The sequence below is a fragment of the Stenotrophomonas sp. ZAC14D2_NAIMI4_6 genome (genome assembly GCF_003086875.1).
Lineage (GTDB): Bacteria > Pseudomonadota > Gammaproteobacteria > Xanthomonadales > Xanthomonadaceae > Stenotrophomonas.
The window spans coordinates 3,451,784-3,474,904 of the sequence record NZ_CP025996.1 but is presented as its reverse complement, the minus strand read 5'-3'; the positions used below and the strand labels follow the sequence as shown (position 1 = coordinate 3,474,904).

Sequence of the window (23,121 nt, the reverse complement as noted above, 5' to 3'; positions counted from 1 at the left end):
AGCCGAACAGCCCGCCCCGTGCGGGCTGTTTCGCATTCAGGGTTTGCCGTAAACGTCGCGCTGGAATAGGCTTCGGGCATGAACCCAGGCCCCACTGCCAAGGTAGCCGCGCCCACCGCCGCGGCCGTACCTGATTACGTCCTCCAGCTTGAACGCGCCGCCCACTACCTGCCCCCCGAGCAGCTGCCGCTGCTGCGCCGGGCCTGGGAAGTCGGTGCGTCGGCACATGCTGGGCAGACGCGCAAGTCGGGCGAACCCTACATCACCCACCCGGTGGCCGTGGCCCAGGTGCTGGCCGAGCTGGGCCTGGATGTGGAAGCGCTGATCGCTGCGATCCTGCACGACACCATCGAAGACACCCCGCTGACCCGCGAGGAACTGGCTGCCGAGTTCGGCGAAGCCGTGGCCGAGCTGGTGGATGGCGTGACCAAGCTGGACAAGCTGAAGTTCCGCGACCGCCAGGAAGCGGCCGCCGAAAGCTTCCGCAAGATGCTGCTGGCGATGTCGCGCGACCTGCGCGTGATCATGATCAAGCTGGCCGACCGCCTGCACAACATGCGCACGCTGGGCGCACAGAGCCGCGAAGCGCGCGGCCGCATTGCCCGCGAAACGCTGGAAATCTACGCGCCCATCGCCCAGCGCCTGGGCATGAGCCTGGTCAAGAGCGAGCTGCAGAACCTGGGCTTCAAGGCGCTGTACCCGTGGCGCCACGCGATCATCGAAAAACACATCCGCAGCCAGCCGGTGGTGCGCCGCGAGGCCATGGCGCAGGTGGAAGTGCAGTTGTCGCAGCGGTTGGCCAAAGAAGGCCTGGAACACCGCCTGGTCAGCCGCATCAAGACCCCGTGGAGCATCTACAACAAGATGCGCGACGAGAACAAATCCTTCGACCAGGTGATGGACGTGTTCGGCTTCCGCCTGGTCGTGCGCAGCGTGCCCAGCTGCTACCACTCGCTGGGCGCGGTGCACGCCACCTTCAAACCGCTTGACGGGCGCTTCCGCGATTTCATCGCCATTCCCAAGGCCAACGGCTACCAGTCGCTGCACACGGTGCTGTTCGGGCCGTACGGTTCGCCCATCGAAGTGCAGATCCGCACCGAGGAAATGGACCTGATCGCCGAACGCGGCGTGGCCGCGCACTGGACCTACAAGTTTGGCGGCGACACCCCCAACAGCGCGCAGAGCCGGGCCCATGCCTGGATCGTGGAACTGATCGATTCGCAGCGCGCGGCTGGTTCGTCGCTGGAATTCCTCGACAACGTGAAGGTCGACCTGTTCCCGGACGAGGTCTACCTGTTCACCCCGAAGGGCAAGATCCTGGCCCTGCCGCGCAACGCCACCGCGCTGGATTTCGCCTACGCCGTGCACACCGACGTGGGCAACATGGCCGTGGCTTCGCGCGTGGACAAGAAGCTGGTGCCGCTGCGCACCAAGCTGGTGTCGGGGCAGTCGGTGGAAATCATCACCGCGCGGTCGGCCACGCCCAAGCCGCAGTGGCTGGAATTCGTGGTGACCAGCAAGGCGCGCACCGCCATCCGCCACCAGCTGAAACAGCTGGAACACGAAGACGCCGTGCAGCTGGGCCACCGCATGCTGGACCGCGCGCTGGAAGCGATGGATTCGTCGCTGGAACGCCTGCCCAAGGGCCGTCTGGACGCCTTCCTGGCCGAGCACCGCTACCCGCGCCTGGAAGCACTGCTGGCCGAAGTGGCACTGGGCAACTGGATGCCGACCCAGGCCGCGCAGGCGCTGATGTCCTACGCCGAACTGCGTGGCGGTCCGCGCCACCATTCGCAGGAAAAGATCCTGATCAACGGCAGCGAGCGCGGCGTGGTGACCTTCGCCGGCTGCTGCCAGCCGATTCCCGGCGACGAGATCATGGGCTACCACACCGCCGGCAAGGGCATCGTGGTGCACCGCATGGATTGCCCGAACCTGGCCGAGCTGCGCAAGTCGCCCGAACGCTGGGTGCCGATCGGTTGGGACACCACCGTGTCCGGCGATTACGACACCGCCCTGGTGGTGGAAGTGGAGAACGGCACCGGCGTGCTGGCGCAATTGGCCGCCGCGATCGCCCAGAGCCACTCCAACATCGAACGGGTGGACTACCTGGACCGCGACTTCAACGCCGCCGTGCTGGCGTTCAACATCCAGGTACGCGACCGCAACCACCTGGCCGAAGTGATGCGCCGCCTGCGCCGCCTGTCGGTGGTGCAGTCGGTACGCCGCCAATAACGCACACCTGGGGTCGGAGCCGTTTCCCGTTGGGAAACGGCTCCGACCCCAAGCCGTTGCGGCGCCCACCCGGTACAATCACCGCTCTGTTTTCCCAAAGCACCGGAGCGACCATGTCCCGCCAGATCATCAACACCGAAAAGGCACCCGCCGCCATCGGCCCGTACTCGCAGGCCGTGCGCGCCGGCAACACCGTGTACTTCTCCGGCCAGATTCCGCTGGACCCGGCCACCGGTGACATCGTCGGTGCCGGCGATATCGAAGCGCAGGCCCGCCGCGCCTTCGACAACCTGAAGGCCGTGGCCGAAGCCGCCGGTGGTTCGCTGGACAAGGTCGTGCGTCTGGGCCTGTACCTGACCGATCTGGGCGAGTTCGCCAAGGTCAACGCGGTCATGCAGGACTACTTCCAGGCCCCGTTCCCGGCCCGTTCCACCATCGAAGTCTCGGGCCTGCCGAAGGGCGCCAACTTCGAGGTCGACGCGGTGATGGTCATCGACTGACCGCCACGTGGCACGCAAGGCGGCGGTCACCCCGGCACTGTCACCGTCCGGCGAAGCATCCCTGGCGATGCTGGCCGGCGTGGGCCCGGCCGTGGCCGCCAAACTGCAGGCGCGTGGCCTGGCCACCCTGCAGGATCTGTGGCTGCACCTGCCACTGCGCTATGAAGACCGTACCCGCCTGACCCTGATCGAAGACCTGCGCAACGGCGTGCCGGCGCAGGTGGACGTGCGCGTAGTGGCGGTCGAACGCGGCATGCGCCACCGGCCCATGCTGAAGGTGGCGGTGGAAGACGAGGGTCGCGGCACCCTGGTGCTGCGCTTCTTCCACTTCCGCCAGCAGCAGGTGGGCCAATTCGCGGTGGGCAACCGGCTGCGCTGCTTCGGCACGCCGAAACCGGGCCACCTGGGCCTGGAAATCGTCCACCCCAGCTACCAGGTGCTGGGCCGCCATGACGATCCCGACCTCGGCGATCGCCTGGACCCGGTCTATCCCACCGTGGAAGGCGTGGGGCCGATGACGATGCGCAAGCTGATCGGCCAGGCCCTGGACCGCCTTCCCGAAGAAGACACGCTGGAGCTGCTGCCTACTGGCTGGCTCGATGGCCTGGGCCTGCCGTCGTTGCGCAGCGCGCTGCTGACCGTGCACCGGCCGCCGCCGGATGCCGATCTGGCCGCGCTGGCCGCCGGCACCCACCCGGCGCAGCGGCGCCTGGCGATGGAAGAACTGCTGGCCCACCACCTCAGCCTGCGCCGCCAGCGCATTGCCCTGCAGGCGCACCACGCACCGCCGCTGGCAGGCCCGGGCAAGTTGGCCAAGGCCCTGCTGAAGCAGCTGCCGTTCGCCCTCACCGGCGCGCAGGCACGGGTGTTCAAGCAGATCCGCGAAGACCTGGCGCGGCCCAGCCCGATGCTGCGGCTGGTGCAGGGCGATGTGGGTTCGGGCAAGACCGTGGTGGCCGCGCTGGCCGCCATGCTGGCGGTGGAGCAGGGCAAGCAGGTCGCGCTGGCCGCGCCCACCGAGCTGCTGGCCGAACAGCACCTCAACAACCTGCGCGGCTGGCTGGAACCGCTGGGCGTGCGCATTGCCTGGCTGGCCGGCAAGGTGACCGGCAAGGCGCGCGCCAAGGTGATCGAGCAGGTGGCCAATGGTGAGGCGCAGGTGGTGGTCGGCACCCACGCGCTGATGCAGGACGCGGTGGTGTTCCAGGATCTGGCGCTGGCCATCGTGGACGAACAGCACCGCTTCGGCGTGCACCAGCGCCTGGCGCTGCGTGACAAGGGCGCAGGCGCGCACAGCGTGCCGCACCAGCTGGTGATGACCGCCACGCCCATTCCGCGCACGCTGGCCATGTCCGAATATGCCGATCTGGATGTGTCGGCCATCGACGAACTGCCGCCCGGCCGCACCCCGGTGCAGACCGTGGCGCTGAACAACGACCGCCGCCCGGAACTGATCGAGCGCATCGCCCTGGCCTGCCAGGAAGGCCGGCAGGTGTACTGGGTGTGCACCCTCATCGAAGAAAGCGAAGAGCTGGATGCCACGCCGGCGCAGGCCACCTACGAGTCGCTGCAGGCGCTGCTGCCGGGCGTGCGCGTGGGGCTGGTGCATGGCCGGCTGAAGGCTGCGGAAAAGCTGGCGACGATGGTCGCGTTCAAGGCCGGCGAGATCGATCTGCTGGTGGCCACCACGGTGATCGAAGTGGGCGTGGACGTGCCCAACGCTTCGCTGATGGTGATCGAGAACGCCGAGCGTCTGGGCCTGGCCCAGCTGCACCAGCTGCGCGGGCGGGTAGGGCGTGGCTCGGCCGTGTCGCGCTGCGTGCTGCTGTATCAGGCGCCGCTTTCGCAGATGGCGCGCGAGCGCCTGCAGACCATGCGCGAAACCAACGATGGCTTCGTCATTGCCGAAAAGGATCTGGAACTGCGTGGCCCCGGCGAACTGCTGGGCACCCGGCAGACCGGCCTGGCCGGTTTCCGCATTGCCGACCTGGCCCGCGACGCCGGCCTGCTGCCGGGCGTACACGACCTGGCCGAGCGCCTGCTGGCCCAGCAGCCCGCGCTGGCCGACCGCGTGGTGCAGCGCTGGATCGGCACCGCCGTACGCTACGCCTCGGCATAAGCCCCGGGGTCAGATCCGTTTGCGCAGCAAAGGGCTCTGACCCCATGGTTCGCGATGCCCATCCACGCATGGCGTGGATCTGCCAGGTAGCGCCGGGCCATGCCCGGCGGCGAGGCGCGCTGGATTCTGCCGCAGACCCTTGTAGAGCCAAGCCATGCTTGGCTGCTATTTGCATGGTGGACGTGAGTCGAGCATGGCTCGACTCTACAAAAAGCCCATATACGCGGGGCGTGGATCAATTGGGTCGGTGGCAGGCGGTGCGTGGCTCCAATACCGGTGATCTGAAGAAAGCCGGTGGGCATGACGCCCTCCACGCACCGCCCGCCGTAGCGCACAGACGGATTGCCTGCCGACGCCGTCCGGACCAGAACGAACGACGCCGACAGGCAAGCGTAAACAACCCTCAGATCAATCGGGATTGGAGTCCCGTGCCATCCGTTGTCGATGGCGCCCCATGTTTTCCACGAAGACCTTGCCGCCTCAATGAGGAAAGTTTGAAACCTCGAATTCCGTGCAAGCGCACGACGCCCATTCCAACGAAGGCATTTGCGACACATCGAATGGCTCCAGAACGGGATCCGACCCCACTGCCGTTCCGGCAGATCGCAGGAAACCGTCGAAGGCGGGGTGGGTCCGGTTGCGGGGGCGTGAGCGCCATGGATGGCGCGACCGAGGCTACATGGACGTACTTGCGCCGTCCCCCGCAACCGGACCCACCCCGCCATCCCACGGATAGCCCGCTCTTGCCGTTGCTTCAGTCGAGCATGGCTCGACTCTACAGGCGGGGCAGGGCGCAGCCCTGCCAGACACCCCCCCCCATACTTGCAACGGTCATCAACCCGGTCCACACTTCGTTGCCGATCTGAAGACGGCAACGATGACCCATAAGATCCCGCTGTTGATCGACACCGACCCCGGTGTGGACGACGCCCTGGCCCTGCTGATGGCCTTCGCCGACGAACGGCATGACGTGGTCGCCCTGACCATCGCCGCCGGCAATGTCGGCCTCGACTACACCGTCCGCAACGCCCTCAAGCTCTGCGACATCGTCGGCCGCACCGACGTGCCGGTGTTCGCTGGCAGCCCCGACCCGCTGCTGCACCCCTCGGTGGATGCCGCCCACGTGCACGGCCGCGACGGCTACGGCGACGTGGACCTGCCGCCGCCCAGCCGCCAGGCCGAAACCGAGCACGCCGCGCTGGCCATCCTGCGCCTGTCGCACCAGTACGCCGGCGAGCTGATGCTGGTCATGCTGGGCCCGCTGACCAACCTGGCCCTGGCGCTGAAGCTGGACCCGACCCTGCCCCAGCGCATCAAGCGCATCGTGGTGATGGGCGGGGCGGTCACCTGCCACGGCAACATCACCCCGGCAGCCGAATTCAACATCGCCTTCGATCCGGAAGCGGCGCACGTGGTGTTCACCTCGTTCAAGCACCTGCTGGTGTCGGACTGGGAAGCCACCGTCGCCCACGGTCTGCCGCTGGAGCAGGCCGAGCAGTGGCTGCAGGCCGATTCCGACCGCGCGCGCTTCTACGAACTGATTTCGCGCAAGACCCGCGCCCTGTCCGAAGACGCCAAGGGTGGCCGCTGGTACACCGCCGATGCGGTGGCCATGGCCTGGGCGCTGAACCCGGAAGGGCAGCTGCAGGTGGAATCGCGTCCGCTGAACGTGGAACTGAACGGCACGTTCAGCCGCGGCGCCACCATCGTCGACTGGAACCGCCAGACCGGCCAGCCCGACAACTGCGATCTGCTGATGGCCTACGACCAGGCCCGTTTCGAGGCCCTGGTACGCCAGGCCCTGGGCGCCGTCTGAGGCCGATGCCCACGCACCGGTTGCCCCGCGCGGCAACCGGTGCTTATAATGCCGCTCTTGACCACCAGCCCATTTACGGTGTGAGCCCATGAAGGCCGATATCCATCCGAACTACCGCGACGTCGTCTTCGAAGACGTCACCTCCGATTTCAAGATCCTGACCCGCTCGACCATGGCGACCAAGGAAACCACCACCTGGACCGACGGTAACGAATACCCGCTGGTCAAGGTCGAAATTTCCTCGGCTTCGCACCCGTTCTACACGGGCAAGCACAAGGTGATCGACACCTCGGGCCGTATCGACAAGTTCCAGAAGCGCTACGCGCGCTGATACGTCGTTACTGCTTGGAACCGACGGCCGCGCATTGCGCGGCCGTTTGTTTTTGTCCGGCGCCTGCCCAACGGGCGTTTGGATGGACGGAACAGTGCGTTCAGCCCCTGGCCGCTTTGCCCATCCGGGCCGCTTGTCGGCAGGCCTGCGGCTGCCTGTCGTCTACGACTTCTGTCTAGCACCCGGCAAATGCTGCTGTGCGATAATGGCGTGATCCCCGGCACAGGCCGAGGACGTCATTCACGTGCCTGACCAATGCGCTTGGGCAGGCGCCTTCCCATGAAGGAGCGCACACAGTGTCCGATCTTGATCAGGTCACGCTCAACGCCGGCGACAAGTCGGTCGTTCTGCCCGTCATCAAACCCACCCTTGGCAACGACTGCGTCGACATCGCGAAGCTGACCAAGGAAACGGGGTTCTTCACCTACGATTCCGGCTTCACCGCCACCGCCAGCTGCAAGTCGGCCATCACCTACATCGATGGCGACAAGGGCGTGCTGCTGTACCGCGGCTACCCGATCGAACAGCTGTCGGAAAAGTCGAGCTACGTCGAAGTGGCCTACCTGCTGATCAACGGCGAGCGTCCCAGCGCCGAGCAGCTGAAGGCCTTCACCGATGAGCTGACCGCCGAAGCCAACGTCGACGATTCGGTCAACGCGCTGATCGCCAGCTTCGCCAAGGATGCCCACCCGATGGCCATCCTGGCAGCCGCCATTGCGCAGCTGTCGGCCATCTACCACGACTCGCTGGACCTGTCCGACGCCGAACAGCGCCGCCAGGCCGCCGTGCGCCTGATCGCCAAGGTGCCGACCCTGTCGGCGCTGATCTACCGCCACGGCAAGGGCCTGCCGGCCAACAAGCCGGACACCTCGCTGGATTACGTCAGCCGCTTCCTGAAGCAGACCTTCGAGTCGGCCGATGGCCAGTACGATCTGAACCCGGACGTGGTGAAGGCGCTGGACCTGCTGTTCATCCTGCACGCCGACCACGAGCAGAACGCCTCGACTTCGACCGTGCGCCTGGTCGGTTCGACCGGTGCCAACCCGTACGCGTCGGTCGCCGCTGGCGTGACCGCGCTGTGGGGTCCGGCCCACGGCGGCGCCAACGAAGCCGTGCTGAAGATGCTGGAAGAAATCGGTTCGGCCGACAACGTCGAATCGGCCGTGGTGAAGGCCAAGGACAAGACCTCCGGCTTCCGCCTGATGGGCTTCGGCCACCGCGTGTACAAGAACTTCGACCCGCGCGCCAAGGTCATCGGTGAAATGACCAGCAAGGTGCTCAAGCAGCTGGGCGTGCAGGATCCGCTGCTGGACGTGGCCGTGAAGCTGGAACAGGCCGCGCTGCAGGACGAGTACTTCGTCGCCCGCAAGCTGTACCCGAACGTCGATTTCTACAGCGGCATCATCTACAAGGCGCTGCAGATCCCGACCGAAATGTTCACCGTCATGTTCGCCCTGGGCCGTACCTCCGGCTGGGTGGCGCATTGGCTGGAACAGCAGGTTGACCCGGAAATGAAGATCGGCCGTCCGCGCCAGGTCTACACCGGCAGCGACGTGCGCGACTACCAGGGCTGATCGCCCCGGCAGGTTGCAATGAAGACGCCCCGCCATTGTGCGGGGCGTTTTTTTTGCGCAGAACCGGGCGACGCTGCCCAAACCGGGCGCGTGAATATGAGAACGCCTGCGAAGCGGAACTGTGCGTGCCCGCGCAGAACGGAATGGTGAATGGGTGCTCATGCAGAAACCCCATTGACCGGCCCGGTGTTGCGGCAGACGCTGCACCGCACACTCTGGGCTGGATGGCTGCCGGGGTATCGCCCGCCCGGTGCCGCCGTCGCATGACGGCCCCGCCAACGCTGATGTGCTGATCCGGAACGCAAGGGGATTGCGATGGGGAAGACGAGGCAACGCACGTAAACATCCGCTGCAGGCCGCATATCGCGCAGGCCTGCGCCGGTGTTCCCGAACCAACTACGAATGCCGCCGTGCCGGTCGACGACCGTTGCCGCGTGCCGTGCCTGTGCCGTTGGCAGGAGCGCCGGTGCCCGGTCATGTGCGCGGCACACGCCACCACCCGTTGACGATGGGGGGCCGTTCAAGGGCGCGCGGCGCATGGCCGCGGTGACCCTGCACGCATCGTCGGAAGCACCACCGGCCAGCCGCCGGCACACGTTGTTCCTTCCAACGGAAAGGGAGATACGCACATGGCTGTCCAGACCGAGTTCGTACAGAAACTGTTGTCCGATCCCGCATTCGCCGAACAGATCCGCAGCCAGGCCCTGGCGGCGGTGGTGGGTGGGCAGGAAAGCCCCGCCTGGAAAACCTATTTCGGTGCCCAGCACTTCACCGGCCTGGCGACCGACCCGGCCAAGCTGCAGGCCCTGGGGGCCAAGGCGGGCGCCGCGGCCTGCACCTGCAACAGCACCACCGTCACCACCACCACCAGCCCCATCTGCACCGGCACCACCACCACCGGGTCGGGCTGACGACATCGCGGCACTGTCCCTTGCGTCCTCATCGATCCACAAGGAGTTGAAGATGGCACTTTCGCAGAAGACAAACGACGTGGTGCAGAAGGCGATCAATGACAAGGCCTTCGCCGACCAGTTGCGCGCGCAGGGCTTGAAAGCGATCCATGCCGGCGCCGGCAGCAGCGAATGGAAGGCGTACTTCTCGCAGTTCGCGTCCAGCCCGGAAGAACTGCAGGCGATGTCGGCCGGCGACAGTTCGGTGGCCGCGTGCACCTGCCACAGCCGCACGGTCACCACCACCAGCACGCCGCTGTGCACCACCACGACCACCACCACCAGTAGTTGATGTTGCGCCGATGTGCGGGTGTGCGCTGCGCACCCGCACATCGCTTTCTGTCGTTGCTGCAAGGAGAGCTGCCGTGCTGCCTATCGATACCGCAATCGACCACGCGCCTGCACCAGGCGCATCGCCGGCCCCGGCCGCGCATCGTGAACAGGAATGGCGCGCGCTGGTGGACCAGTACCTGCCGGTGGTGCCGCAACGTTCGGGCTGGCGCTACCGCCCCCCGCAGGCCGAGCACCCGTCGCAGGGCTGGAAGCTGCACGTCTCAGCCACTCTGCCCAATGCCATCGATGTATTCCGCCGCTGCGCGCCGTTGCTGGTGGAGCAGGGCGTGGCGTTCAAATCGGTGAAGACCCTGAACATCCTCAACCGTTTGAACAGCGCCATTCCGTTCGGTTTCAGCCAGATCGGCAAGTTCATCACCGTCTACCCGCGCGACGCGGCGCACGCGCTGGCGCTGGCCGAAATGCTGGACCAGGCCACGCGTGATCTGGCCGCGCCCGCCGTACCGTTTGACCGCCCCTACCGGCGCGGCAGTGCGGTGTACTTCCGCTACGGCGCGTTCGGTCATGAAGAAATGGAAGATGCCGACGGGCGCAAGGTCAGCGCGCTGCGCTTGCCCAGCGGCGAACAGGTGCCGGATCTGCGCGAACCGGGCAAGGCCGTGCCCGACTGGGTGGACTGCCCGTTCGCACCAGTGATCGATGCCGCCGCACCGCCCACGCCGTTGCAGACCCGCTTCCTGTGCCACGACGCCTTCATGCAGCGCGGCAAGGGCGGTGTGTACCGCGCGGTGGACATCGCCTCGTCCCCGGCGCGGCTGTGCGTGGTGAAAGAAGGGCGCCGCCACGGCGAGACCAACTGGTTGGGCCTGGATGGCCGCAGTTTCGTCGAACGCGAAGAAGCCTTCCTGCGTGCCGCGCACGGTGCCGCCTTCGCTGCACCAGCGGTGATCGATGCGTTCTGCATCGGCGAGCACCGCTATCTGGTGATGGAACACATCGATGGCGAACCGCTGCTGCAGGCCTGCGCCGACCCGCAGCGCAAGATCGCGCTGGAGACCGCGCTGGCCTACGCTTCGGCGGTGGCCACCGTGCTGGCGCAACTGCATGCGGCGGGCTGGGTATGGCGCGACCTGAAGCCGGCCAACCTGATGGTGGACCGCAGCGGACGCCTGCGCCCGCTGGACTTCGAAGGCGCGCTGCGCGTGGATGCCACCAGCGATGTGCCCTGGGGCACGCCCAGCTACATGCCGCCGGAAGCGCGCCACGGCGCATTCCAGGGCAGCCACCTGCGCGAAGACCTGTATGGGCTGGGTGCGACCATCCACCAGTTGCTGACCTCGTGGCTGATGCATCGCGACGAGGCCGAGCCGGGTGAACCGGCCAGCGCCCAGCAGCGGCCCAGTGTGGGGCGGCTGCGCCGCGGCGTGCCGCGCGCGATACGCGAGCTGGTAGCGGCCTTGATGCACGCCGATCCCCTGCAGCGACCCACCGCCGCCAGCGCCGCAACGCTGCTGTCCGCGTACGCACGCGAGGTGCTGCCGGTTCCGGTTCCGGCCAAACGCGATTCGGCCCTGGTGCGGCGCGTGCGCGAAAAGATGTGGAATGAAGTGCAGGAAATGCTGCTGCTCGACCCGATGCAGGCGAGCCCGCCTCCACAGCTGTAGAGCCGAGCCATGCTCGACTGCGCGATCTATGCAATGAGGATTCTTGCAAACCCGACCTGAGGAAACTTGCATAACTCTCGAACATTGAGCGAATTCAAGAATTCCACTTAACGTTCAACGTTTTAGGAATGCTTGAATAGCCGCCGGGGGTAGGGATTCCTACCATTCTCTCCGTCGCCCACCCCCACCCAGGCGGGCGGCGCTCCCCTCCCTTATCTCCGTTCGGGAGGGGAGCTTTCCCTATTTCATTGTCCGAGAGAGACACCCATGCACATCTTCAAGAAGGCCGCGCTGGCTGCAGCGCTGGTCACCGCTTCGCTGTCCGCGAATGCCGCCGAAACCCACATCACCATCCTGGCCGACGTCGACCCGACCCTGGCCCTGCTGCAGGCCGACGGCAGCCCGCTGCCGGATGCGATCAAGATGGTCCACAAGCCGGGAACGGGTCTTGATGCCTGGAAGCGGCAGGTGCGCATCTATTCCAACGACATCGACAAGGACATCGAAGTCCGTCTGATCAACGAGCCGGTGCTGATCGGCAATGCCGCCGGCACGCCGTCGGTGCCGCTGAAGGTCAGCCTGAACAACCGTGAGCTGGGCCTGGCCGCCACCGACTACCTGGCTGCTGATCTGTTCGATGGCGCGCTGCCGGGTGCCTCGGTGGCCATGCCGCTGGAGATCGCCCAGAAGACCCCAGGCGCAATCACCGTGGCTGACAGCTTCCAGGGCATGGTCAGCATCGCCATGAAGCAGAAGACCGCCAGCCCGTAAGTTCCGCCCCGCGCCGGCCCGCTTGCTGGGCCGGCCGCTTCTGGTTGCCCCCCATGAATGCTACCGCCCCCGCCGTTACCCGGCTGGCGCTCGCGCTTGCCTTGTCGCTGGCTGCGCCGATGGTCGCCGCGCGCGGCGTTCCCGCCGGCTTCGAGGATCTGGTTGAAGGCCAGACCGAGCAGCTGGACGTGCGCCTGTTCGGCCGTTCGACCGGGTTGATGCCCGTGCGCGTCACCCTCGACCACGTGCAGCTGGAAGCGCCCGCCGAAGCGCTGCAGGCGCTGCAGCTGCCCGCCGAAGCACAGGCGGCGCTGCTGCCGGCACTGTCGCAGCCGCTGCCGCGCAACAGCCACCTGGCCTGCCGCTACGGCGGTGCCGCCGCCGGTTGCGGCTATCTCGATCCCCCGGAGGACCCCACCGCCGTGCGCGCACTGTATGACGAGGGCGAGGGCGCGGTGCGCCTGTTTGTCGCCCGCCAATGGATTCCCGGCGAACCCGCCGCGCAGCGCCACCACCAGGTCAGCGCCAACGCCGAGAACGCCTTCCTGCACCAGCAGACGGTGAACCTGAGCGGCGGCCGCGATTACCAGGCGCTGGCCGCACAGGGTACCGGCGTGCTGGGCCTGTTCGAGCGCGGCCACGTCTCGGCCAACTGGACCTTCAGCCACCAGCGCTACCGCAACCAGCGCACCCGGCAGGATTTCCAGCTGGACAACGCTTACTACCGGCATGACATCGGCCCGGAGCACTACCTGCAGGCCGGGCGCATGGACCGCCGCAACCTGTCCAGCCCGCAGGGCGGCACCTTCAGTTTCAGCATGCTGCCGCTGGACCGCTTCCAGGGCCTGCGCATCGGCACCACCCAGGCCTACGTGGACAGCGAGGCGGCGGTGCAGGCCACGCCGCTGACCGTGCTGCTGGCACGCGATGCACGCGTCGATGCCTTCGATGGCCAGCGCCTGCTGCAGACCTACTACCTGCAGGCCGGCATCAACCAGATCGATACGCGCCGGTTCCCGTTCGGCAACTACACCGTCACCCTGCGCATCTACGAAGACGGCGTGCTGGTGCGCAGCGAAGACGCGCCCTTCGACAAGGGCGGCGACTGGGCCGACAGCAGCGTGCAGTGGTTCCTGCAGGGCGGCCGCCGCAGCGAGCGCCGCAGCGACCAGTTCGACGGCGAGATGTCGGCAATGGGCGGCGTGCGCGTGCCGCTGGGGCGCAGCGCCACCGTCATCGCCGGCGTGGCCGACCTGGGCGGCTTCAGCTATGGCGAACTGCGCGTGGACCTGCGCCGGTTGTTTGCCACGCAGGAAATCCGCGCCAGCTTCAGCGGCATGCACGGCAGCGACGGCAGCGGTGGGCAGCAGTATCAGCTGTCCTACCGCCGCCGTGCGTCGTGGAATCTGTACCAGCAGCGCATGCGCGGCAAGGCATGCGAATTCCGCGACGATGCACGCGACCAGTTGGGTTGCGTCGATTCGCTCAGCGCCTCGGTGGCGCTGCCGGTGGCCGGGGGCAATGCCTACCTGGCCTATACCCGGCGCCAGACCTGGCGGCAGGGCGTGGGCGTGCCCGGCGATATCGACGATCCGCTGCATGGCCTGGACCCGCTGCTGCCGCCGTGGGCGCCGCAGCCCAGCCGCGAACCGCAGCTCAGCCGCACCTGGCAGGCCAGCTACAACCGCAGCGAACGCTGGGGCGATTTCAGCGCGTCCACCCGCGTGGGCGTGTGGCAGCAGCACAACGACGGCAGCCTGCGCAGCAGCCGCGATCGCGGCGTGTTCCTCACCCTTGCCCTGACCCGCCTGCAGCAGGGCGAGCGCGGCAACGCGCAGCGCCGCTACGGGCTGGATCTGCGCCAACCGCAGCACCAACGCCCGGATCTGACCTACAGCGTGGCGCAGAGCCTGCGCCAGGACCACGACGACCAGTTCCGCGAACTGTCCGCCGAACTGCGCGGCAACAACAGCGATCGCTACAGCGCCACGCTGAGCGCACAGGTGCAGAACCGTATCGGCCACACCGGCGCGACGGTGTCGCGCTACCAGCAGCGCGGCCGCGACGAGATGGCCTACAGCGCCACCCATAGTTCCGGCGTCGCACTGGGCTCGCGCGGGCTGTACTGGGGCGGTGGCCTGGGCGCCGATGCGGGCCTGGCCGTACAAGTCGATGGCACCGACGACCTGGAGCTGACCGGCGTGGCCGCCGAGCTGCAGGTGGGAGGCCTGCGCCGCCAGCGCCTGCAGCTGGGCGAGCGCCGCCTGCTGCCACTGCCGGCCTACCAATCGCACCGCGCCGAAGTGCAGGACGCCAGCGCGCTGGACAGCATCGCCTCCATCCGCGTGAGCGGCGTGGGCGGCGCGCGCCCGCTGTTCCTGCCGCCCGGCAAGCTGATGCGCATGCCGGTGCCGATTGAAGTGACCTACACCTTCATCGGCAACGCGCAGGACCTGGCCGGCACGCCGCTGCGCGGCGCCCGCATCCTCAACGCACCGGTGCCGGGCACCGGCAGCAATGGCGGCTTCGTGGCCGACTTCCCGCGCCGCGAAACCGTGCTCTACCTGCTGCAGGATGATCGCCTGCTGCAATGCCCGCTGCAGATACGCGAGCGCCGCCAGGTGGTGCTGCTGGTGGGGGCCGTGCAGTGCGAACCGCTGAACGTGGCGCAGTTGCCCGCAGAGATCCGCCAGCAGGCGCGGGTGACGCGGCTGCTGCAGGAAAAGGCCTTGATGGCCAGCAGCCAGCAGGCGGCAGCAGGAGGTGTGCGATGAGCCGGCGGCTGTGGTGGTGGCTGGTGCTGTTCTGTGCGCTGGTGGTGATGGCGCCGCGTGCGATGGCGCAACGGCCGCCGGAGACGCACCCGACTGATGAGCATCGCGACATCGTGATGACGTGGGATCGGTCTGCGATGCCGGGGGACATTGTGTTGATGCCGCCGCGAACGCTGCTGGCGTATGACCACGTGGATCTGGGAAAGCGCTACGGCGAACTGCACCTGACGTGTGTTTCGGATAGCAGCGCGGAGAGGGGTAGGTGCCCGGTTGAGGGGATCGAGGATCCTGATACTGGTCTCAGAAGTATCGCTCTGACTTTCGTTGAGCAACGCAGCCAAATGCATACAGAGTTGAGCATCCGAGGGGGGGTGGAACGGGCGCTCAGCAGTCGCGCCTGCTTGGGTGACTACTGGCAACTCGGGATCATGGCGCCTTGGTCGACCTACTTCAATGTCTGCCCTGGGGCAGAACCCGCGGGAATTGGCGCTCAGCTTGCTCTTGAGATGCCGGAACTTGGGAAGCTCGTCGCAGGCATCTGGACCGCAACGCTCGAACTCCGCGCGAACACCCCCGACGCCCGCAACCTCGCCACGTACACCTACCGTTTCACGCTCACCATCACCGACTACGACGCGGTCTCCATCTACCTGCCCGAGTTCCAGGAAGCCGCCCCCACCGTAGGCCTCAATCTGAGCTACGACCCCATTGCCCGAACGGTCGGTGGCCGCGCGCACCTGGACATGTGCCTGTATGACGGCCTCGGTTCGCAGAGCGAGTACCTCGGCGTCACCGTGCGCGACAGCGGCACGCGCCGTCCCGGCCCCACCGGCTATTCGGTCTGGCACACCGATGGCGGTAGCGACGACGGCCAGCGTGTGGATTACACCGTCACCCTCGACCACAACGGCGCGCGCATTCCCATGCGCAATGGCGTGGAAGAGCAGCTGCGCAACATCGATACCGCGCGCCTGCGCCTGGTGATGTTGCCGGGCATGACCCAGCCGGTGTTCTGCGTGCCCACGCCGCTCACCCTCGATACCCCGCGCGTCCCTATCGACGAGAAGCGCTCTGGTGCCTACCAGGGCGATCTGAAGGTCGAACTGCGCCTGCCCACTTCCCGCCCTTGATGTTGATGGAGTTCGCCATGAATCCTGCTTTGCCCTGCCTGTTCGCCTGCGCGTTGCTGCTTGCAGCGGTGCCCGCCCACGCCAACCTGACCGTACATCCCATGCGCACCTCGGTCGAGGCCGGCAAGGGCGCGCAGATCCGCGTGTACTCGCAATCCACTACCGCGCAGTACGTGCAGGCGTCGATCCTTCGCATCGACGATCCAGCCAGTGGGGACGAGCAGGAAGTCGAGATCGAGCCGGCCGACGCGGCGATCACGATCACACCCGGCAAGTTCGCCTTGGCGGGTGGCGCCAATCGGCTGATCCGGGTCATTCCATTGCAGCCGGTGGAGAAGGAGACCGCCTACCGCGTGTACTTCGAAGGTGTGCGCGGCCCCGACGATGCCGAGCCGGACGATCCGGCCACCCGCGCCGCGGTGGGCATGAGCCTGGTCTGGGGCGCGCTGGTAAACGTGGTTCCGGCCAATGGACGCGTGGACGTGCGCATACAGGGCGACAGCCTGGTCAATGCCGGAACGCTGCGGGTGGGCCTGACCAGCGTGGCCGACTGCGATGCAACCGGTGCCTGCACCGCCCATGACGTCTCACGCAGCCTGTACCCCGGCGCATCCCTGCAATTGCCCTTTACCCCGAAGCCTGGCCATCGCCTGCAGCTGCGCTATCGGTTGACCCGCGATGGCTATCGCGAACACGTGCAGGCCCTCGCGCTCTGAAGCGCTCGACCCGTCGCGGCGGCACGCAGCGACGGGCTTCTTTTCCCTTGGTTGTTAAGGAGTGAACATGAACCGGATCTATCGTCGTCTATGGTCGAAGGCTCTGCAGTGCTGGGTCGTGGCCAGTGAGTTGGCGCGTTGCGAAGGGAAGTCCAGCAAGCACAAACTAGCTTTTTCTTCGGTTCTAGTGGCCGCCGGTTTGATCGCCTGTGGTACTGCCAGCGCAAATGACACTGTCTTTCTTGGCTGCGGTAGCAACGAGTCTGGATTCACAAGGTGTGCCCCGTTCCTTGGCCATGACACGGTGAGCCATGCCGACGCGTCCTTGCGAAGTGGTTTCTTCTTTGTCATGGGTGCTGGCGCCTATGTGGACGGGAGCTACGCGACGGTTTTTGGGAACAAGGCGCGCGGTCTGGGAGACAATACGTCCGTATTTGGGTACGGAGCCGAAGCACTACAGGGCTACTCGACGGTAGTGGGGGCCCATGCCCAAGGGAATGGAATTGGTACCACGGTCATGGGAAACAATGCCAAGGCGTACTCCCAGAATTCGATTGCCGTGGGTAGCGGGGCGCGCACCGTCGAAAGCTCCGCGGGCGTTGCGCGGATAGCTATCGGCGGAAATGCCTTTGCAGGTACAGCAGGATACTCGGGTGCAGTGGCCCTGGGTGGAAATGCACGCGCTGAATACAACGGCGTAGCCGTAGGTCATCACGCCAAAGCATTGGCGGTCGGAAGTGTGGCACTGGGGCTGAATTCGGAGGCGACCGAATCCAACTCGGTATCGGTGGGCAGCAGCAGTACGAAGCGCCGGGTCGTCAACGTGGCAGACGCCCGACTGTCCTCTACCAGTACCGACGCGGTAACTGGCAAGCAGCTCCACGCCACCAACCAGAACGTCACCGCCGCGACCAACACGGCCAATGCCGCCAAGACCGCTGCCGACCAGGCATTGGTCAACACGCGACTGGTTACGCAGACCTCGGCCAGCAGTGCAGTGCGCGTGGGTGGTGACAACACGGGCATCCAGCTGGACATCCGCAACAAGTCCAACGCTAACCGCAAGCTGACCGGGGTGGCCGATGCAACGCTCAGCGCCACCAGCACCGAAGCGGTAACCGGCAAGCAGCTGCATGCCACCAACACCGCAGTCACCACCGCGCAGACCACCGCCACGGCGGCAAAGACCGCAGCGGACAGCGCGCTGGGCCAGGTGACCACCGTGGCCGGTCTTGTCGGGCAGGTCTCGGCCAGCGGCAATGTGCGTTTGGGTGCCCAGAACACCGGCACCGTGCTGGATGTATCCAACAAGAATGGCGCCGCTCGTCGTATCAGCAACGTGGCCAACGCCGCGCTCAGTACATCCAGCACCGATGCCGTGACCGGCCAGCAGCTGCATGCCACCAACACGACGGTGACCACCGCACAGACCACCGCAACCACCGCGAAGACGACCGCAGACAATGCCCTCGGTCAGGTGACCACCGTGGCCGGTCTGGTCGGGCAGGTCTCTACCAGCGGCAATGTGCGTTTGGGTGCCCAGAACACCGGCACCGTGCTGGACGTATCCAACAAGAATGGTGCTGCCCGCCGCATCAGCAATGTGGCCAACGCCACGCTCAGTGCCTCCAGCACCGATGCTGTGACGGGGCAGCAGCTGCATGCCACCAACACGGCGGTGACCACCGCGCAGTCCACCGCAACCGCCGCGAAGACGACCGCAGACAATGCCCTCGGCCAGGTGACCACCGTGGCCGGTCTGGTCGGGCAGGTGTCTGCTAGCGGCAATGTGCGCCTGGGTGCGCAGAACACCGGCACCGTGCTGGATGTAGCCAACAAGAATGGTGCTGGCCGCCGCATCAGCAACGTGGCCAATGCCACGCTCAGTGCCTCCAGCACCGAGGCCGTGACCGGTCAGCAGCTGCATGCCACCAACTCGGCGGTGACCACCGCGCAGTCCACGGCAACCGCCGCGAAGACGGCGTCCGACAGCGCCATCAGCCAGGTAGGTACCGTGGCCGGTCTGATCGGGCAGGTGTCGGCCAGCGGCCAGGTTCGCCTGGGTGCCGAGAACACCGGCACCGTACTGGACGTGTCCAACAAGAACGGCGCGCGCCGCCGCATCCAGAACATCGCCAACGGCATCCTGGGCGCATCGAGCACCGATGCGGTGACCGGTCAGCAGCTGTTTGCCACCAACGAGCGCGTAGGCTCGGCAGAGGCGCGGAACGAGGCCCAGGATCTGCAGTTGGTGGATCACGCTGATCGTCTGGCTGACCATCGTGTGGATCTGGACCGCCTGCGCGCCGACTTCGATGGCTTCGAACCGGATCTGGAAGGCGTGGTGAAGTTCAATGCTGACCGGACCCTGGTTGACCTTGAAGGTGCCGTGGTGAAGGGTGTCGGTCCGGGGGATATCAGCTCGGCTGCCAGTACGGATGCGGTGAATGGTGGGCAGTTGTTTGCCACCAATGCCCGGATTGAGCAGATGGAGCAGGGCAGTCGCTTCCTGCAGGTTGGCTACGACGAGTTTAGCGAGGATGCGTCTGCCGGGTGGTTGGGTGTCGCCATCGGTGATTCCGCAGAATCGTCACCGACTGGTGAAGGTGGCACCGCTGTGGGCAGCTTCTCGAAAGCGCTCGGCGTTAACTCGGTTGCATTGGGGCGGGCTTCGTGGGTAGTAGAAGAGGCAACCGAGGGTTTCGCGCTAGGTTCTAGCTCGCACGTTCAGGCTAGTGGGGGCGTTGCCTTGGGAGCTCGTGCAGTTGTCGGCGCTGACGCAGAAGGTGCTGTAGCCCTTGGGTATGGGGCAATCGCTGACGAGACGAATACGGTTTCTGTCGGGACAAAGGGGCGGCAACGCCGGATCGTAAATGTGGGTCGAGGCCACGCTGAGAATGACGTAGTTACAGTTGCACAACTCAGGGAATCTCTGGCAACCCTTGGAGGTGGTGCCGGCCTCGATGCCAGTGGCAACATCATCGCGCCCACCTACGCGATTCAGGGGAGCAACCACAACACCGTCGGCGATGCGCTGACCGCGCTGGATGGTGCGGTGGTTGTGACCGATGCACGGGTCGGCTCGCTGGAAGGCAAGCTGCGCTCGGCGTTCCAGGACACCGGGATCCGCGCTGATGGTTTGAACCAACTCACGCTGTCCGGCGCACAGGGGGCGGTGCTGACCAATCTGGCTGATGGTCGAATCGCAGCGGGCAGTCGCGATGCAGTGACGGGTAGCCAGTTGCACGATGCCAAGCAGGAGATCGCCCGCAATCGCAGCGATCTGGATGCGCTGCGCGATTCTCAGGTGACGGGTAACGATCTTACGCGCTCGTCTGCGGCTGAGACGGGGAGCGTTATTGACTTCGGTGGCGCGACAGTGACCGGCGTGGCGGATGGAGAGCTTTCCGCTCGGAGCAAGGACGTCGTTAATGGTGGACAACTGTTTGCGATTAGTGAGCGACTTGACGGTGTAGAGGGAAGTGCGCGGTTCCTCGCGATAGGCGGAGGTGGTGAGGACGCAGCGGCTAGAGCTGGTCTTGTTGGTGTCGCCATTGGTGATTCTGCTGAGGCATCGCCGGACAGTGAAGGGGGGGTGGCGGTCGGCAGCTACGCTCGATCGCTTGCAAAGAACAGTGTTGCACTCGGTCGCGCTGCTTTCGTCGATCGGAATGCGGGTAACGCTTTTGCTTTGGGTACGGGCTCTTCAGTTCTTCAGGAGAATGGAATCGCATTGGGAACAGAAAGCCGTGTGGCGATTGGGGCAGTTAATAGCGTGGCCATTGGCTATGGATCAGTTGCGACGGAATCACACACGGTCTCGTTCGGGAGTGACGGTGCAAAGCGCCGTCTAACCAACGTAGCCAACGGCCGCAATGCCCAGGACGCCACCACCGTCGCCCAGCTCAACGCCACCCTGGCCACCCTCGGTGGCGGCGCTCACATAGACAGCAACGGCAACATCATCGGCCCACACTTCACCGTGCAAGGCCAGCAGCAGTCCACCCTCAACGATGCACTGCAGTCGCTCGATGGCGCTGTCACCACCCAGGGCTCGCGCGTGGACAAGGTGGAAACCCAGCTCCGCTCCGTCTTCCAGGACACCACCACCCGCAGCGACGGCCTGAACCAGCTCACCCTGGCCGGTGCGCAGGGCATGGTCATTTCCAACGTGGCCAACGGTCTGGTGGCTGCTGGTAGCCGCGACGCGGTCAATGGCGGCCAGCTGCACGACGTGCAGCAGCAGCTCAACGGGCGCATGGATGGCCTGGAACAGCGCATCGACGGCCAGCCGCAGGCACGCTTTGCCAGCACGCCGGAAGCCCCGCAGCCGCCAGCCGAAACGCCGACCGTGGCCGACACCGGAAAGGCCCCCAACGCCACCCCGGAAACGCCGAAGGAGCCCACCCCGCAGGTCGACACCGCGGAACTGGAGAAGATGCTGGCCCGCGCCAACGAGTACAGCGATGGCATCTCCCGCGAGGTGGATGCGCGCTTGGACAAGATGGACAAGCGCTTCAACCGCATGGCGGCCATGAGCAGCGCGCAGAGTGCGATGGCGATGAACACCGCGGGCCTGAACACCTACAACCGCCTGGGCGCAGGCGTGGGCTACAGCGATGGCGAATCGGCCATGGCGGTGGGCTACCAGCGTGTCCTCAACGAAAAAGGCTCGGCCACCTTCAGCCTCAATGGCGCCTTCACCAACAGCGGTGAACGCACCATGGGCGTGGGCCTGGGCATTGGCTGGTGAACCATGAGCACTGACAAGCAGAACCCCGAACCGGGACGGCGTTCCAGCATGCTGGAAAAGGAAATGCGCAGCTATCGCTACGTGAGCCGCTTCATGAGCTACCGGCGCTATTACACGCTGCGCGCGAAGTTCCACTATTACCGGCGTTACCTCAATTCGGTCACGCTCGTGGTGGTCTTCATGGGCGTGTGTCTGGCCACGACGGTCTGGGTAGGCTGGCGCGCGATGAACCCCACGGTGCCGCGCGTCCACCCGCAGGCGGCGCAGGTGCGCATGGAGATGCTGTCCTACGAGGCGCATCGACGGATGGGGGCCGTGCGCCATGCCGATGGCCGCGGGCTGACGCCGTTCACTACCCATGCGCGCATCGTGGCCGGTGCGCAGCGGGCCATGCAGGTGCGGCAGGCCCTGCAGGTGCCGGTGTCGCTGCAACTGCAGTCGGACATGCTGGCTGACATTGCCGATTACATCGGCATGGCCGGTGTGTGCGCGCCGTACCCCTGCGAGAAGGTGAGCGAGTACATCCAGACCCTGCACGAGGCGAGCGAACGCAGCATGCAGGTGCACCAGGCACTGCAGCCGGTACTGGAGGTGCCGGAGGACGTGGTGCCGGAACTGGAGGGGGAGCGCAGTCGCCTGGCTCACGGCTGGGCGGACGACTTCGGCGATGTGCACGCACACCTGTGGATACTGCATGACCTGCGGCGCATGCACGCCAACATGATGTACCAGTCCAGCTATCGGGAGCCCTGGCCGCTGATGGGGCGGGTGATGTATCGCGACCAGCTACCGTACAGCCAGTGGTAGGTGGGCGAGGGTGGCGCCGGTCGCGGCCGGCGCTGCCTCATGTGCCGAAGTAGCTGCTGGCTTCGTCTTCGGCCAGCAGCTGCCGCACCTGCGCCGCCGACGCGCGCCGCATCGGCTTCTCATCCACCGGTGACAGCGGCGCCTGGCGCAGAGCGTCGTAGGGCAGTACGGCCAGGTCGAAGGTCAGTTCTTCGGCACTGAATACCCAGACCGGAACGTCCAGGCTGCGCTCGCGGTCCAGCCGCAGGCGGCGCGTGCGCGATTCGGCGGGAATGCGGTGCTCGTCCAGGAAGCGGTGCACGGCCTCGGCATCATCGCTGTGCAGGTGCAGCTGCACGGGGCTGTTGGCATCGGCGGTGCCGTCCAGCACGGGGCCGACCAGGCGCGGGGCAAAGCCGTGCAGGAAATCCAGCGCGTTGACCGCAGCCTCGCGGCGGCGCTGCAGCTGGCTGCTGTGCTGGGGGCCGGCGAACAGCCGCTGGTGCTCGCGCAGGGCGTCTTCGATCTCGGAATTGCGGGGCAGGGAGGCATCGTCGTGGATGCCGAGCCGGCTGGCGGCCTTCAACTTGGCCTGGTGGTAGTCGCGGATACCGCCTTCGGCCATCAGGCGGGCGGCTTCGTGGGCGAGGCGATGGCGTCGCTCGCGGGTCTGGCTGGCAGCATGCTGGCGTGCGCGATGCATGCGAT

General features: G+C 66.3%; 16 protein-coding genes. 15 read left to right on the top strand and 1 reads right to left on the bottom strand.

Going from position 1 to position 23,121, the window contains the following annotated elements:
* Window positions 1–78 precede the first annotated feature (78 nt).
* From C1933_RS15900 to C1933_RS15830, 15 genes are all read left to right on the top strand, one after another.
* Entirely contained in the window at window positions 79–2,235 is a 2,157-nt protein-coding gene (locus tag C1933_RS15900; RefSeq protein WP_108750975.1) for a bifunctional (p)ppGpp synthetase/guanosine-3',5'-bis(diphosphate) 3'-pyrophosphohydrolase, read from the top strand.
* Window positions 2,236–2,348: 113 nt separating this feature from the next.
* Window positions 2,349–2,735, top strand: a complete 387-nt coding sequence (locus C1933_RS15895) for a RidA family protein (RefSeq protein ID WP_108750974.1) — start codon at window positions 2,349–2,351, stop codon at window positions 2,733–2,735.
* A gap of 7 nt (window positions 2,736–2,742) precedes the next feature.
* Window positions 2,743–4,854 carry an ATP-dependent DNA helicase RecG gene (gene recG / locus C1933_RS15890; RefSeq protein ID WP_108754033.1) on the top strand — a complete coding sequence of 704 codons (2,112 nt, stop codon included), beginning with the start codon at window positions 2,743–2,745 and terminating at the stop codon, window positions 4,852–4,854.
* 877 nt (window positions 4,855–5,731) lie between these two features.
* Window positions 5,732–6,670 carry a nucleoside hydrolase gene (locus C1933_RS15880; RefSeq protein WP_108754032.1) on the top strand — a complete coding sequence of 313 codons (939 nt, stop codon included), beginning with the start codon at window positions 5,732–5,734 and terminating at the stop codon, window positions 6,668–6,670.
* A gap of 88 nt (window positions 6,671–6,758) precedes the next feature.
* A complete protein-coding gene (locus C1933_RS15875; protein WP_079223041.1) occupies window positions 6,759–7,001 on the top strand; it encodes a type B 50S ribosomal protein L31 in 243 nt (80 codons plus the stop codon).
* Between the two features lie 296 nt (window positions 7,002–7,297).
* A complete protein-coding gene (locus C1933_RS15870; RefSeq protein ID WP_108754031.1) occupies window positions 7,298–8,575 on the top strand; it encodes a citrate synthase in 1,278 nt (425 codons plus the stop codon).
* 629 nt (window positions 8,576–9,204) lie between these two features.
* Window positions 9,205–9,486 (top strand): hypothetical protein, encoded by a 282-nt coding sequence (locus C1933_RS15865; RefSeq protein ID WP_108754030.1) that lies wholly within the window; start codon window positions 9,205–9,207, stop codon window positions 9,484–9,486.
* Between the two features lie 52 nt (window positions 9,487–9,538).
* Window positions 9,539–9,817 carry a hypothetical protein gene (locus tag C1933_RS20150; RefSeq protein WP_159094011.1) on the top strand — a complete coding sequence of 93 codons (279 nt, stop codon included), beginning with the start codon at window positions 9,539–9,541 and terminating at the stop codon, window positions 9,815–9,817.
* Window positions 9,818–9,890: 73 nt separating this feature from the next.
* Window positions 9,891–11,483, top strand: a complete 1,593-nt coding sequence (locus tag C1933_RS15860) for a protein kinase (protein WP_159094010.1) — start codon at window positions 9,891–9,893, stop codon at window positions 11,481–11,483.
* Window positions 11,484–11,750: 267 nt separating this feature from the next.
* Window positions 11,751–12,254, top strand: a complete 504-nt coding sequence (locus C1933_RS15855; protein ID WP_108754028.1) for a CS1 type fimbrial major subunit — start codon at window positions 11,751–11,753, stop codon at window positions 12,252–12,254.
* 53 nt (window positions 12,255–12,307) lie between these two features.
* Window positions 12,308–15,028, top strand: coding sequence for a TcfC E-set like domain-containing protein (locus C1933_RS15850; protein ID WP_108754027.1), 2,721 nt, complete (start codon window positions 12,308–12,310; stop codon window positions 15,026–15,028).
* Window positions 15,025–16,158, top strand: coding sequence for a CfaE/CblD family pilus tip adhesin (locus C1933_RS15845; protein WP_108754026.1), 1,134 nt, complete (start codon window positions 15,025–15,027; stop codon window positions 16,156–16,158). Before C1933_RS15850 ends, C1933_RS15845 begins: the two co-directional genes overlap by 4 nt.
* A gap of 17 nt (window positions 16,159–16,175) precedes the next feature.
* Window positions 16,176–16,874 (top strand): pilus assembly protein, encoded by a 699-nt coding sequence (locus tag C1933_RS15840; RefSeq protein WP_108754868.1) that lies wholly within the window; start codon window positions 16,176–16,178, stop codon window positions 16,872–16,874.
* Between the two features lie 67 nt (window positions 16,875–16,941).
* Window positions 16,942–21,627 carry an ESPR-type extended signal peptide-containing protein gene (locus tag C1933_RS15835; RefSeq protein WP_108754025.1) on the top strand — a complete coding sequence of 1,562 codons (4,686 nt, stop codon included), beginning with the start codon at window positions 16,942–16,944 and terminating at the stop codon, window positions 21,625–21,627.
* Between the two features lie 3 nt (window positions 21,628–21,630).
* On the top strand, window positions 21,631–22,434 hold the full coding sequence (locus tag C1933_RS15830; protein WP_159094009.1) for a hypothetical protein: 804 nt from the start codon (window positions 21,631–21,633) through the stop codon (window positions 22,432–22,434).
* 37 nt (window positions 22,435–22,471) lie between these two features.
* On the opposite strand, the gene C1933_RS15825 is transcribed toward C1933_RS15830, so the two are convergent.
* A complete protein-coding gene (locus tag C1933_RS15825) occupies window positions 22,472–23,116 on the bottom strand; it encodes a hypothetical protein (protein ID WP_108754023.1) in 645 nt (214 codons plus the stop codon).
* Window positions 23,117–23,121: the final 5 nt, after the last annotated feature.

Bases quoted from the DNA above. Each gene is read 5' to 3' on its own strand.
- C1933_RS15900 (WP_108750975.1), top strand. From the start codon at position 79: ATGAACCCAGGCCCCACTGCCAAGGTAGCCGCGCCCACCGCCGCGGCC.
- C1933_RS15895 (WP_108750974.1), top strand. From the start codon at position 2,349: ATGTCCCGCCAGATCATCAACACCGAAAAGGCACCCGCCGCCATCGGC.
- C1933_RS15880 (WP_108754032.1), top strand. From the start codon at position 5,732: ATGACCCATAAGATCCCGCTGTTGATCGACACCGACCCCGGTGTGGAC.
- C1933_RS15875 (WP_079223041.1), top strand. From the start codon at position 6,759: ATGAAGGCCGATATCCATCCGAACTACCGCGACGTCGTCTTCGAAGAC.
- C1933_RS15865 (WP_108754030.1), top strand. From the start codon at position 9,205: ATGGCTGTCCAGACCGAGTTCGTACAGAAACTGTTGTCCGATCCCGCA.
- C1933_RS20150 (WP_159094011.1), top strand. From the start codon at position 9,539: ATGGCACTTTCGCAGAAGACAAACGACGTGGTGCAGAAGGCGATCAAT.
- C1933_RS15855 (WP_108754028.1), top strand. From the start codon at position 11,751: ATGCACATCTTCAAGAAGGCCGCGCTGGCTGCAGCGCTGGTCACCGCT.
- C1933_RS15850 (WP_108754027.1), top strand. From the start codon at position 12,308: ATGAATGCTACCGCCCCCGCCGTTACCCGGCTGGCGCTCGCGCTTGCC.
- C1933_RS15845 (WP_108754026.1), top strand. From the start codon at position 15,025: ATGAGCCGGCGGCTGTGGTGGTGGCTGGTGCTGTTCTGTGCGCTGGTG.
- C1933_RS15840 (WP_108754868.1), top strand. From the start codon at position 16,176: ATGAATCCTGCTTTGCCCTGCCTGTTCGCCTGCGCGTTGCTGCTTGCA.
- C1933_RS15835 (WP_108754025.1), top strand. From the start codon at position 16,942: ATGAACCGGATCTATCGTCGTCTATGGTCGAAGGCTCTGCAGTGCTGG.
- C1933_RS15830 (WP_159094009.1), top strand. From the start codon at position 21,631: ATGAGCACTGACAAGCAGAACCCCGAACCGGGACGGCGTTCCAGCATG.
- C1933_RS15825 (WP_108754023.1), bottom strand. From the start codon at position 23,116: ATGCATCGCGCACGCCAGCATGCTGCCAGCCAGACCCGCGAGCGACGC.